Raw genomic sequence first — 11,987 nt, forward strand, 5'->3', positions numbered from 1 at the left:
TGTAATCCCACAAAAACTTTAAACAGCTAAATTGTCAATACGCTTTAAAATAACTTTATCAATTCTAAACCCGTCCATATCCACAATTTCCATTTCAAAACCATTGTGCACAAACTTATCGCCTGCCGTGGGAAATCTACCCATTGTATAGGTAATAAAACCTGCCAAAGTTGAATAGCTATCTAAGTCCGGGTGAATTAATTCCTGTTTTATTTCTCTGTTGATGTCGTATATCTCTGCTGAACCATTTACCAGATAAGAGCCATCATCCCTTCTCACAATTTCCGGTTCTTCTGCTTCATCTAAATCAGGTAAATCGCCTACTATGGCTTCTAGTATATCATGTAGCGTGATTATACCCTCAATGGTGCCATATTCGTCAAGCACAATTCCAAGGTACTGCTTCTGCTTTTTGAAGATATTCAGCACCGAATTCGCCCGCATGGTTTCGGGTATGTAAACAGGCTGCTCTAAAATATTCCTGAGCGGCTCCACTTCTTTATTTGCCAGATACTCATAAAACCGTTTTGCAGTCAGAATTCCGATCATATTATCGAAGCCTCCATCTGCAACAGGAAACTTTGAATGTGCGCTTCCCTTGATTGCTTCCTGAACAGCTTCAATGGGCTGGTTGATGTCGATGTATTCTACCTCTTTGCGATGTGTCCTAAGGTTTCTGGCCCGCAATTCCGAATAAGTAAAGATATTCTGGTGCAACTGAATTTCATCTTTTGCCAGAATACCCTGTTTGCCAGCGGTTCGTATGATTTGCCGGAGCTCTTCTTCCGACATCTTCTCTTCCGATGGCTCCTTTACGCCCAGTACCTTTATCACCAGATTGGTAGAGCCTGACAATAGTTTCACTAAGGGCATGGTGGCTTTGGTAAAAACTTTTATAATGGGGGCAACAGCAAGCGCAATCTTGTCAGCATTACCGAGTGCCACTGTTTTTGGAATCAGCTCCCCCACCACGATGGAAAAGTAGGTGATCAAACCTACAACAAGGACAATCGAGAGGGTATCCGCATAAGGTGCAAGGAAGTTAAAGCCAGCTAACCATGCTTCTACATCACCAGATAGAGCTGCCCCACCGTAGGCGCCGGAAACAATTGCAATAAGCGTAATGCCAACCTGTATGGCGGACAAGAAGTTTTCGGGCGACTCAAGTAATTCCAATACAGCTTTTGCGTTACTATTTCCGTTTCTGGCTTTCTGAGATATCCTGTTTTTGTTGACCGAAATGATGGACAGCTCTGACAGGGCAAAGAACCCGTTCAGGAGGGTTAATAGTATCAGAATGATGATTTCCATAGATGCTTTACAAATGTCTAATTGAACAGCTTAACAGAGCAGGTTCATTTATCTTAAACCGGGGGCCTATTCAATTTCAGCTTAGATTTTGATGAATACGGTAAAAAGATGATGTTGTAGAAAAAAGGTTCGGGATGAAGCACCCCGAACCTTCTATAATCAATCATAAACAGAAAACTACTTTTGTAATGCTATATTGACAGGTGTACCTTTAGCTACCAAATTAGAGTTAATAATGTTTTTCCATTTTTCAGCTAATAGTAGCTCATCATTAAAGTTCAGGTTTACTTCTCTATTGTAAAACTCAAATACTTTTTCCGGAATCTTAGCATTAGCAAACACCAGCGATAGCTCAACAAGGTCAATTGTCCTGCCGCTTTCTGAGTCTCGATACAGGTTGTTTACCCTACACTGCTTCAAATCCGACAGGTTAAGAACGAGAAGCTGTTCTTTACCATCTTTTTTGCGTGTATAAAGAACCTTCTTTTTATCAGTGTCAATCCCAATGGCATAACCCGGCTCCCAGAAATCGTACTGCGAAATATTTAACTGTCGCTGCTGTGCTAACGAATTAAACTCCTGGATAAGCTTTTTCTTATTGGCCTGCAGCCTTCTTTGTAAGTATAAAAAAGGCACGATGCATAGGGCCAGTAATGTGAGCCCTATTGTTATTGTTACTAAATCCATCTTTATTTTCATTAAAATTTAAATACATGTAGCCATAGCAGAGACCACGTAGAGCTGTCCACGGAATGGCTAAAAAAAATAAGGTGCTCTTGACGACACCCTGACCTGAAAAAGATGGGTTTACCAGAAATAATGGAAAGGGAAAATGATGTCACGACCTGCCAGGCTACAGCAGATATCCCTGGCATAAAACAGGTACTGTGTGGCTTTGCTTCGTATACTGTTCTCAATGGAAGTATGCGTACTGAAGCAGGCAAATCGGGCACCCTTATTGTTTGGAGCAGGCTGATAATCAACCGGACTTACAACAGTCTCACTGCTTCTGTGTAAGAAGTCATAAGTAAGCTGCTCGCTCCGGGAATAGCTTGCCTGAACCTGTTCTTTACCTTTGCCCGCTGATACAGCATGGGTAGCACTGCAAAAGCCTCCTGGACCAACACCTGCAAAAGTGAGGCAAACGGCCAGAAGCGTAAGCAAAGTAGATTGAAAACAGATACCCATTGTCAAATATTAAGGTTATCAGGTGGTACTGAAAAAATCGTTTTGTGCTAGTATGTTATAAAAATTAAAATCCGATGGCTCCTTCTAAATTAACTTTAGCTAAGCGCAACATAGAGATGCTCCACAACCAACCAGTCCGAAAGAGACCAGTCCTTCAGCCGCAGGGTGCGCACCAGGTTTGTTTCCGGCACATGCCCGTCCTGCTGGTAATCTGCCAGCAGAGCGCTCACACTTTTGCGCCGCGTCAGGTTTCGGATAAAACTGTTCATATAATCGCCTTAGCTTCTGTTAGCAACTGGCCCTGTACTGCCACAGGTTGCTCCTGTTCCGTGGCCGGAGCAGGTTTTTTAAACACACGGGCTGCCCATCGGGGAAAAACGACAGCGCCTGCCAATAAATACAGGTAAAAAGTAAGCAGCCGGTACAACAACACGATAATCGTTGTGAACCCGCCCAGGAATGCTCCGAAAAAAGCAGGAAAAGCTAATTCTGCAATGCCGGCTCCCCCCGGCGTTACAGACACCAGCAGCACAACTTTATAAATCAGGTTCCTGGCAAAAACCATGAAATGGTCCTGCAACTGCAAATGCGTGAAAGCTGCTATAAAGCAACCAATAATAGCATAGCGGGCTGTCCAGACAAAGGCGGTGGAGATGCTTGCATGCAGCCAGTAGGCAAAGGATTTTGAGCGAAGGTGGCCGGAAGCAATCAAAAGTTCATTCGCATGGTTGAACAGCGCCAACCGCCAGCGCCGGAACAGCTTTACCTGCCCTACCTGTATCAAGAGCCGCTTCACAACGCTTGGGTTGATAAAAAGGGCGTAAAACATGGCAAAGGCGTAAAGCGCAATCAACAGGTACGACACCAGAAAGGTGATGTACAGGGTTTGCCGCACCGCCCCGTTCAACAACCCGCTTTCCGGTAGAAGCTGCCCCTCCAGAAACACCAGCACCAATGGCACAGCCAGTACAAAATACAGGTTATCGAGCATGGCCGTCAACATTACCTGTGCGATGGATTTACCTAAAGGAATTTTTTCCTTGAACAGGATAAAGGCAGCGACAGTGGAACCGCCTACTACCGATGGAAGCGCACAGGAAGCAAATTCCCACAGCATAATCACATTAAAGCTTTGCTTCCAGCTCAACACTTTGTCGGTTACATACCGGATGCGGTACATGTAGCCCACGTCGCGCACTCCTAAAACCAGCAGGGCCATCCCAAGCCAGAAAAGGTTTGCCTGCAGCAGTGTTTGCAGGTGCGCAGGCTCGTAGTTCCGGTAGAGCATAATGGCAATCACTCCAATGCCCGGAATCAGGGAAAGGATTATTTTGCGGACTGAAAATTTTGCCTGTAGTTTTTCTTTTGTCAGTTCCATCGTTCCTGCACTTTTTGTTCTTATGTCATTACCCGCTTCAGTTGCGGCAGCTTGGCCGGTTTAATGACCAGCGGCACCTTCTCTACTTTCACAGCACTTGTATCCAGGCCGAACCACTTGCTTTCCGAGCTGGTAAACTGTTTGATGCTGAAGTACCACTGCATAATCAGGCGCTGCGCGATTGGCAGCTCATTTTCGTACGAGAGGAACTTCTCCAGCACCACGAACCGGAAGTCGCCGATCAGGTGCTGTTTGCTTAGGGAATAGTAGCGGCTCGTGATGTCCACTTCTCCCTTCTCCACCAGCTCCTCTACCACCTTGCGGAAGAACAGGTTAATGCGCTGCTCTACCCGGAACCCCAGCTTAAAGTCGATGCGGATAACATCCCCTTCCAGAATTTTCTTCACTTTATATTCGGCGGTATACGGTTCATCGGTAATGTCCACATGAATAAACCAGTAGATGTCTGCCCGCTTGGGCCGCTTCTGAAAAATGGAGTAGATAATTTTCGATTCTATCTCCCGCGGGTTCGGCGCACTGGTCATAAAAACCAGGTGGGTGGCGTACTTCGGAATCGACTCGTCGGCGCTCAGTTCCTGCAGGGCCGGCAGGTAGCTTTTTAGGCGTACGTACTCTGTTAAAGTACGCTTGATGTGGTAGGCACTCAACCAGGTGTACATAATGGTGAGCAGCAGCGCGCAGATGAGCAGGGTGACCCAGCCTCCGTGCATAAATTTGTTCAGGTTTGCCACCAGAAAGGAAAGTTCTATAGCCAGGTAAACAGCTAAAAAAGCAAAAACCAACACTCTTGATTTAGACCGGATATAGAGGTAGTAGGAAAGCAGAATGGTGGTAGCCAGCATGGCCATGTTAATAGCCAGACCATAGGCAGCCTCCATGTGTTCCGATTCCCGAAAGTACAGCACCACGCCCACACAACCCAGCCACAGCAGCCAGTTAATGCTGGGCACATACAGCTGCCCTTTCTGGTCTGTAGGATATACCAGCTTCACCTTCGGCCATAAGTTGAGCCGGATAGCTTCGCTGATTAGCGTATACGATCCCGTAACCAGCGCCTGGCTGGCAATAATGGCTGCAACCGTGGCAATGGTAATGCCACTGAGCAGGAACCAGTCGGGCATGATACTGTAAAAAGGGTTTTCCTGCAACCGGTTCCCCTCCTGCGTCATCAGCCAGGCCCCCTGCCCCAGGTAGTTGAGCAGGAGCGCCAATTTTACAAAAGCCCAGCTTACCCGGATGTTGGGCCGGCCACAATGCCCCAGGTCCGAATACAAGGCCTCTGCCCCCGTAGTACATAAAAATACAGCGCCCAGCAACCAGAACCCTTTCGGGTAGTGCCACAGCAGGTTGTAGGCGTAAAAAGGATTCAGCGCCTGCAGGATCTCCGGGTGGTGCACCACCGAGACAGCACCCAATGAACCAAGCATGGTAAACCACAACAGCATAACCGGACCGAATGCCTTGCCCACGATTTCGGTCCCGAAGCTCTGCATCAGGAACAGGAAAGTAATAACGGCCAGCACGATAGGTACAGTCGGAATAGCAGGGTCCAGTATGCTTAAGCCCTCGATAGCGGAAGAAACCGAAATAGGAGGCGTGATAATGCCATCGGCCAGCAAGGCCGCGCCGCCAATCATGGCAGGCACCACCAGCCAGGCAGCTCTTCGCCTGATCAGGGTATAAAGAGAAAAAATACCGCCTTCACCGTTGTTGTCGGCCTGCAGCGTGAGCAGTACGTACTTAACAGTCGTCTGCAGCGTGAGGGTCCAGAAAACACAGGAGATGCCTCCGTAAACCAATTCCCTGGAAATGATTGCATCCCCGAGGATGGCTTTCATGACATATAACGGCGACGTGCCAATATCGCCGTAAATAATGCCAAGCGAAATAAGAAGGCCTGCCGAGGAAACAGCACCGCCTTTTGATAAACTACTCATCTATAAAGAAAAAATAGAAGGAAAATATGCTTTACTACACCTGCCTCCAAACTCTCAGCCGCTCCCGGACAGCACTCAACACCGGTGGTAGCATCGACAAAATAATTATACCCAATACTAAAAGCGAGAAGTTCTTTTTAACAGCCGGCAGGTTGCCAAACAGGTAGCCGATTAGCAGAAAGAATACCACCCACAACAGTGCCCCCGCCACATTAAAGTAAAGAAAACGCCTGTAGTCCATCTTCGCCATGCCTGCCACAAAGGGAGCAAAGGTGCGCACAATGGGTATGAAGCGGGCATAGATAATGGTGCGCCCCCCATAACGGTTGTAAAACTGCGTTGCCTTTTGCAGGTTTGCCTGCCTGAAGAACCAGTAGTTCCTCTCGTACATGCTGGCCCCAAGTTTAAGACCGGAGAAGTAGTTAAATGAGTCGCCCATGATGGCTGCAACACAAAGCAGGACCAGGAGCAGCATAAGATTCAGACCCGATGACGGAATGGCTGCTAAAGCACCAAGGGCAAACAAAAGCGAATCGCCCGGCAGAAAAGGGGTTATGACCAAGCCTGTTTCACAGAAGATGATAATAAAGAGCAGGAAGTATATCCAGCTTTGGTACTGCCGTAGCAGCTCCAGCAGGTGCAGGTCAATGTGCAGGATAAAGTCGAGCAGGTAAAGTAGTAGTTCCATCGGGGAATAAATTAAAGATTGCTTTGTTCAGCCTGTTTGATTGCTTCAGTAAACAACAATGCACTATTCTCATTAGGAGGCGCTTTGTCCGCAAAGAAGGAGCTTGGTAGTAGGAAAAGGCCTTGGGAGAAATACTGACCCCACCCGACTTCACCCAATTGCATGGCCTTTTCCATTAGCTTACCAGTTAAAAAATGTATTTCGTACTGAGGAAGTTGGAGCTTCCGTCGTTCACGATCTGGTTGATCAGGTGCTTGTTATTTTCATTCAGCTTGGTGGCAACCAGCGAGCGTATGGAGAAGGAGCGCAAGGCATCCACAACCGATAAGGTCCCCTCCGCACTGTCCTTTCGCCCGGTGAAGGGGAAGGTGTCCGGACCGCGCTGGCACTGGCAGTTGATGTTCACTCGGCTCACCTGGTTCACCAGCGGATCGATTAATGCAGCTGTCTCGGCTGCATCGTTGCTGAAGATGCTCACCTGCTGCCCATGCGTAGACTCGATCAGATACCCGATCGGCTCCTCCAGGTCGTCAAACGGCACCACCGGGATTACCGGCCCGAACTGCTCTTCACGGTACACCTTCATGTGCTCGTTTACCGGGTACAGAATGGCCGGGTATACCAAGGACTCAAAGGCTGTTCCTCCACCCTCGTTCACCACCCGAGCGCCATGCGCTGCGGCATCGTCAATCAGTTCTTTCAGGTAGGCAGGTTTGTGCGGCTCGGGCAGGGGCGTAAGGGCAACTCCATTTTCCCAGGGCATGCCGAATTTCAGATTGCCAACCGCCTGGCTCAGTCCTTCCAGGAAGGCAGTAACTTTGGAGCGGTGCACAAACACGATTTTGAGTGCTGTGCAACGCTGTCCGTTAAAAGACAAGGCTCCCAGCACCGTTTCCGAAACGGCCAGTTTTACATCGGCATTTTCCGTCACGATGGCCGCATTCTTGGCATCGAGCCCCAGGATGGCCCGCAGCCGGTTTACCTTCGGGTGCAGCTTCTTCAGTTCGTCGGCTACTTTGCTTGAACCAATCAGCGTGAGCACATTTACCTTGCCCGACTGCATAAGCGCAGGCACAATGGCATGCCCGCGACCATAGATGGTGTTGACCACGCCTTTCGGGAAACACTCGCCAAAAGCTTTCAGCAGGGGGTAGTGCAGCAGCGTACCGTGCTTGGGCGGCTTAAACAGCAGCGTGTTTCCCATAATAAGCGCCGGAATAAGCGTGGTAAAGGTTTCGTTGAGCGGGTAGTTGAAAGGCCCCATGCACAACACTACGCCCAGCGGCGAACGCCGGATCTGCGCCACAATGCCCTGCTCTATTACAAAGCGGGATGAGTCGCGGTCGATGTCCTTCAGTGCGTCGATGGTGGCGTAAATGTATTCTACCGTACGGTCAAACTCTTTTACCGAGTCGGCATAGGATTTGCCGATTTCCCACATGATGAGCTTCACCACCAGCTCTTTCTGGTCGATCATTTTATGGGTAAACTGCTCCACACAGTGTATCCTGTCCTGCACGCTCATGGTGGGCCACTGGCCGCGGCCGTTGCTATAGGCCGCTACAGCAGCCTCCAAAGCCTCCATAGCTTCTGTTTCGGTGCAGACAGGGTAGGTGCCAATCACCTTCCGCTGGTAGCCCTCTGCTGTCTTTACCGCCACCGGCGAATACACAGTATGAACTGCTCCCGACCACTGTTTCATTTCACCGTTGGAGAGGTACTCCTGCTGATGAATCTCCACTTCCAGCCTGTAGGCTTCCGGAATCTGGTCTTCTTCTACAAACGTGGCCCGTAGCAGGTCTTCCGTTACTTGTAAATCTAAATCTGTTAAATTCATGTTAATAAAATGATGTGCTTTGTTTTGGGTTCTTTATTTCCTGCGGTACAAGCCTCAGACTCTTTTCCAGCGCAAGGCTTGTTTCCGCATAATGGTTTGTTCACCAGAAACTAATGTAAAGCGCTGACACAATGCCACAAATAGCAATGGTGCCCAGCACAAACGACATGGTCGGCCTGAACATGGCGGCATCAATCGCAAGTCCTTTGTGGTTGAACTTGCTTTTCGGGTCGAGCAGCGACAGGATAATCATGAGGGCAACCAGCACCAGGAACACAATGCCCATCCGGTTGAGGAACGGAATCTCCGCAAACTGAAACTTGAGGAAAGTGGACAAGGGAATGGTCAGTACCGCCGCTACCATGGCAGCCAGTGAGGTAGTGCGTTTCCAGAAAAAGCCGAGCAGGAAAATCGCAAAGACGCCCGGCGATATAAAGCCTGTGTATTCCTGGATGTACTGGAAGCCCTGGTCGAGGCTGCGCAGTGATGGTGCTACCACAATGGCGATAAGCGAGGCGGCTACTACCGTGATTTTACCCACCGACACCAGATTTTTTTCTGTGGCATTCGGGTTAAAGAATTTCTTGTAGATATCGAGGGTGAAAATGGTGGAGATGCTGTTAGCCTTGCCGGCCAGCGAGGCCACAATGGCAGCCGTAAGCGCTGCAAAGGCCAGCCCTTTCAGTCCGTTGGGCAACAGGTTGAGCAGCACCGGGTAGGCATGATCCGGCTTGATATGCCCTGCCTGGTTGACCATTTCCTGCTGGAACAGCCCTTCTTTGAACAGCACATACGCGGCAATACCCGGCAGCACCACGATGATTGGCATGAGCAACTTCAAAAAGGCCGCAAACAAAATTCCGCTGCGGGCCGTTTTCAGGTCAGCGCCCAGGGCGCGCTGGGTAATGTACTGGTTACAGCCCCAGTAGTTGAGGTTCACAATCCACATGCCGCCAATCAGCACCGATATGGAAGGAAGATCCATGTAAGCATCCCGCTTGCCGCCCATGCCATCCGGCATCATGAGCTGCCCTTCGTCCAAGATCATGTGGAAGTGTGTCATGGCTTTCTGCTGCAGCATGCTGATACCATAGAAAATACCTTCGCCCCCAAACTGCTTCGCCACCAGCTCAACCGCCAGGTAAGTCGTTACCAAACCACCGCAGGTAAGCACCAGCACCTGGAACACATCGGTGTAACCGATTACTTTCATGCCGCCCAGGGCAATCACAATAGAGAAAATGGCAAGGCCGTACAAGCAGTAGGTAAAGCTGATGCCGGAGATAGTTTCAATAGCCAGAGCTCCGAGGTAGAGGATGGACGTAAGGTTAACGAGCACGTACACCAGCAACCAGAACACGGCCATAATGGTACTAACGGTGGCATTGTAGCGCTGCGACAGAAACTGGGGCATGGTGTAAATGTTGTTCTTCAGGTAGATAGGGATAAAGAAGACTGCCACAATAACTAAGGTGACAGCTGCCATCCATTCATAGGAGGAAATAGCAAGTCCCATGGCAAAGCCGGAACCCGACATGCCGATAAACTGCTCGGCAGAGATATTGGAGGCTATAAGAGAAGCGCCTATGGCCCACCAGGTAAGCGAACCCTCGGCCAGGAAGTAGTCTTTCGAACTGACTTCGCCCTCTCTTTTTTTACGATAAATATAGATGCCGTAAGAGGCTACCGTGATGAAGTATATAAGGAATACAACGTAATCTAGGGATTTCATTTCGTTTTAAAATAATATTTTCGATTGGATTATGCATCATAAGGGTAAGGTGATGACAAGGCTCCCGGCTACAGCCCAAAAAGCTGCAGGCAGAAGTTGTCCTGCCACTACTGGTGCTCTACCGAAGAGCACCATTGTGGCCAATGTAGGCGGCTGTTACCGGAGGCGGGGGCCTGTGTGCTTATTTTTTTTGCAGGAGCTATTGTGTACCAGGTATCTACATGGTAGATTCTTTTTAGAAGATATCCGTAGCAACAGCGGACAAGACTACAATCTTGGGCAGTATATTCCTGCAGGATTAAATACGCTTAGAAAAGCCCGGGAAATACAGAAGCGTATCATCCGGCACAAAGGCTTCTGTCATGGGCTTATTTTGCCCCGACTCAGAAGAAAAAAAGGAAGATAGGAGGTGAAATTAAGGTCCTTTGGGAACAATGCAGCCCCAGTACCTGGCTGCAAGAGAAAAGTGACCTGCAATGAATTTTACTTTTTGTGTAGAAAGTAAAAGAGGAAGGAGTAAAAAAAGGATGACTGCAGCAACAAAATTGAGGTTAATCTCATGCAGTACCCCTTGTGCAGAAGTAACATCTATACTCTGCTCCAGTTGGAGCTCCTTTTTTGTATCGGAATGGTGGTGCTTGGCTACATGGAAGACATTACCTACCTGCAACTGCAGGGAAAGCAGCAGTGCTAGAACCAGCCCGAAAATGGGATAGCGCAGGTTTTTTGGTATGGCTTCAGTATTCGACATTGTCTGTAAATGTAGCAGATTGGAAGCGGCATTAGCAAATAATTTTCAAAAAATATTTATTTCCAAGTCAATAGCCCCAGCAACCATTCTCTCGCCATTTACGGTAATAGTAGTAGTCTGCTGCCAGGGAGAAAAATCAGAGGGTATCATACGCCACTTAATACCTCCTTTAATGACATAGAAAATAGCATCAAAGATGCTGCGAAGAGGCCATACACGCTTCCGTTGCAGCATTTCATCCTCTAAAATAGTTTCTATTAGTTGCCATTGGGTGTCGGTTAAACTGTTTGGGTAATTCATAAGTCTGCTAACTATTATTATCTAAACACCGACACCTCTTTTTTTATCAATACAAATCAAAATAGCATCTAAGCATTTCACCTTTTGGCGAAGCACGAGAGGTATCCCTTACGCTATCATCAATGACATGCCACTTGCCTTGGCTTTTGCAGTAAGCCTGCTTGTTAATTTGTTTATCTTTCCTATACTTATGTGGCTGATTGATACTTTTAGCGTAAGGCTCTGGCCTAACCGTCTCTATAGAAGAGCTGTTATCAATCTCTCCAAGCAGGCAAAAAGAGTCGTGGGGGCAGATATACAAAAATATGGATTTGGGGGCTTGATGGTCTTTGTGATGATTCCCCTTCCCGGTACCGGGGCTTACATGGGTACCATTGCTGCTTACGTGTTGAGGATTGAGCGAGGGAAAGCACTTTTGGCAGTCAGTCTGGGAGTATTCATCTCTTGTATTCTAATGGCTGCCGGTTCTTATTATGGCAATATGGGACTAAACTTCTTATAAACTTCCACAGCATATCCCCACTCGTTCTGTTTGTTTACCACTCAGGGAGTCGCTTACCAGCAGCTTATGCCTATCTTGTAGCCACTATTATAGTTACTTTACTGTAGCTTTGTCGGATTAAATTAAAAATAGAGAGATGTTAAATATTGCAATCCTACTAGCAGGATTTGTTGCCCTGATTTTAGGTGCCGATAAACTTGTTGATGCCGCATCAAGTCTGGCCTCAAGAATGGGTATTCCTAACATTGTCATTGGCCTAACTATTGTCGCTTTTGGAACATCAGCACCAGAGCTGGTGGTTAACGTGTTTGCTGCCATCAATAACAATACGGAGATGGTGCT

At 48.1% G+C, this 11,987-nt stretch carries 11 protein-coding genes and 1 pseudogene; 2 read left to right on the forward strand and 10 right to left on the reverse strand.

Going from position 1 to position 11,987, the window contains the following annotated elements; all coding sequences use genetic code 11:
- Positions 1 to 18: 18 nt before the first annotated feature.
- From DCW36_RS05305 to DCW36_RS05340, 10 genes are all read right to left on the reverse strand, one after another.
- Positions 19 to 1,311 carry a hemolysin family protein gene (locus tag DCW36_RS05305; protein WP_114783974.1) on the reverse strand — a complete coding sequence of 431 codons (1,293 nt, stop codon included), beginning with the start codon at positions 1,309 to 1,311 and terminating at the stop codon, positions 19 to 21.
- A gap of 177 nt (positions 1,312 to 1,488) precedes the next feature.
- A complete protein-coding gene (locus DCW36_RS05310) occupies positions 1,489 to 1,998 on the reverse strand; it encodes a hypothetical protein (RefSeq protein ID WP_128396949.1) in 510 nt (169 codons plus the stop codon).
- Positions 1,999 to 2,594: 596 nt separating this feature from the next.
- Positions 2,595 to 2,768 carry a hypothetical protein gene (locus DCW36_RS22480; RefSeq protein ID WP_164891038.1) on the reverse strand — a complete coding sequence of 58 codons (174 nt, stop codon included), beginning with the start codon at positions 2,766 to 2,768 and terminating at the stop codon, positions 2,595 to 2,597.
- Positions 2,765 to 3,877, reverse strand: a complete 1,113-nt coding sequence (locus DCW36_RS05315) for a lysylphosphatidylglycerol synthase transmembrane domain-containing protein (RefSeq protein WP_114783978.1) — start codon at positions 3,875 to 3,877, stop codon at positions 2,765 to 2,767. Before DCW36_RS05315 ends, DCW36_RS22480 begins: the two co-directional genes overlap by 4 nt.
- A gap of 20 nt (positions 3,878 to 3,897) precedes the next feature.
- Entirely contained in the window at positions 3,898 to 5,835 is a 1,938-nt protein-coding gene (locus tag DCW36_RS05320; protein ID WP_114783980.1) for a KUP/HAK/KT family potassium transporter, read from the reverse strand.
- 34 nt (positions 5,836 to 5,869) lie between these two features.
- The gene (locus DCW36_RS05325; protein ID WP_114783982.1) at positions 5,870 to 6,523 is read right to left on the reverse strand and encodes a DedA family protein; all 654 of its coding nucleotides are present in this window, start codon (positions 6,521 to 6,523) and stop codon (positions 5,870 to 5,872) included.
- An 11-nt stretch (positions 6,524 to 6,534) separates the two neighbouring features.
- On the reverse strand, positions 6,535 to 6,699 hold the full coding sequence (locus DCW36_RS22485; RefSeq protein ID WP_164891039.1) for a hypothetical protein: 165 nt from the start codon (positions 6,697 to 6,699) through the stop codon (positions 6,535 to 6,537).
- An 11-nt stretch (positions 6,700 to 6,710) separates the two neighbouring features.
- Complete coding sequence (locus DCW36_RS05330) at positions 6,711 to 8,360, reverse strand: NADP-dependent glyceraldehyde-3-phosphate dehydrogenase (protein WP_114783984.1); 1,650 nt, start codon at positions 8,358 to 8,360, stop codon at positions 6,711 to 6,713.
- 100 nt (positions 8,361 to 8,460) lie between these two features.
- On the reverse strand, positions 8,461 to 10,092 hold the full coding sequence (locus DCW36_RS05335) for a sodium/sugar symporter (protein WP_114783986.1): 1,632 nt from the start codon (positions 10,090 to 10,092) through the stop codon (positions 8,461 to 8,463).
- A 796-nt stretch (positions 10,093 to 10,888) separates the two neighbouring features.
- Positions 10,889 to 11,143 (reverse strand): transposase, encoded by a 255-nt coding sequence (locus DCW36_RS05340; protein ID WP_114783988.1) that lies wholly within the window; start codon positions 11,141 to 11,143, stop codon positions 10,889 to 10,891.
- A 127-nt stretch (positions 11,144 to 11,270) separates the two neighbouring features.
- Here DCW36_RS05340 and DCW36_RS05345 point away from each other — a divergent pair, with 127 nt between their 5' ends.
- On the forward strand, positions 11,271 to 11,645 hold the full coding sequence (locus DCW36_RS05345; protein WP_114783990.1) for a COG2426 family protein: 375 nt from the start codon (positions 11,271 to 11,273) through the stop codon (positions 11,643 to 11,645).
- Positions 11,646 to 11,781: 136 nt separating this feature from the next.
- Positions 11,782 to 11,987 (forward strand): annotated as a pseudogene (locus DCW36_RS05350) (calcium/sodium antiporter); the annotation flags it as partial.

This window comes from Botryobacter ruber (assembly GCF_003347595.2).
GTDB classification, from domain to species: domain Bacteria; phylum Bacteroidota; class Bacteroidia; order Cytophagales; family Hymenobacteraceae; genus Pontibacter; species Pontibacter ruber_A.

Excerpts from the sequence above, each read along its gene's own strand:
- DCW36_RS05305 (WP_114783974.1), bottom strand. The coding sequence starts at position 1,311 with ATGGAAATCATCATTCTGATACTATTAACCCTCCTGAACGGGTTCTTT.
- DCW36_RS05310 (WP_128396949.1), bottom strand. The coding sequence starts at position 1,998 with ATGGATTTAGTAACAATAACAATAGGGCTCACATTACTGGCCCTATGC.
- DCW36_RS22480 (WP_164891038.1), bottom strand. The coding sequence starts at position 2,768 with ATGAACAGTTTTATCCGAAACCTGACGCGGCGCAAAAGTGTGAGCGCT.
- DCW36_RS05315 (WP_114783978.1), bottom strand. The coding sequence starts at position 3,877 with ATGGAACTGACAAAAGAAAAACTACAGGCAAAATTTTCAGTCCGCAAA.
- DCW36_RS05320 (WP_114783980.1), bottom strand. The coding sequence starts at position 5,835 with ATGAGTAGTTTATCAAAAGGCGGTGCTGTTTCCTCGGCAGGCCTTCTT.
- DCW36_RS05325 (WP_114783982.1), bottom strand. The coding sequence starts at position 6,523 with ATGGAACTACTACTTTACCTGCTCGACTTTATCCTGCACATTGACCTG.
- DCW36_RS22485 (WP_164891039.1), bottom strand. The coding sequence starts at position 6,699 with ATGGAAAAGGCCATGCAATTGGGTGAAGTCGGGTGGGGTCAGTATTTC.
- DCW36_RS05330 (WP_114783984.1), bottom strand. The coding sequence starts at position 8,360 with ATGAATTTAACAGATTTAGATTTACAAGTAACGGAAGACCTGCTACGG.
- DCW36_RS05335 (WP_114783986.1), bottom strand. The coding sequence starts at position 10,092 with ATGAAATCCCTAGATTACGTTGTATTCCTTATATACTTCATCACGGTA.
- DCW36_RS05340 (WP_114783988.1), bottom strand. The coding sequence starts at position 11,143 with ATGAATTACCCAAACAGTTTAACCGACACCCAATGGCAACTAATAGAA.
- DCW36_RS05345 (WP_114783990.1), top strand. The coding sequence starts at position 11,271 with ATGCCACTTGCCTTGGCTTTTGCAGTAAGCCTGCTTGTTAATTTGTTT.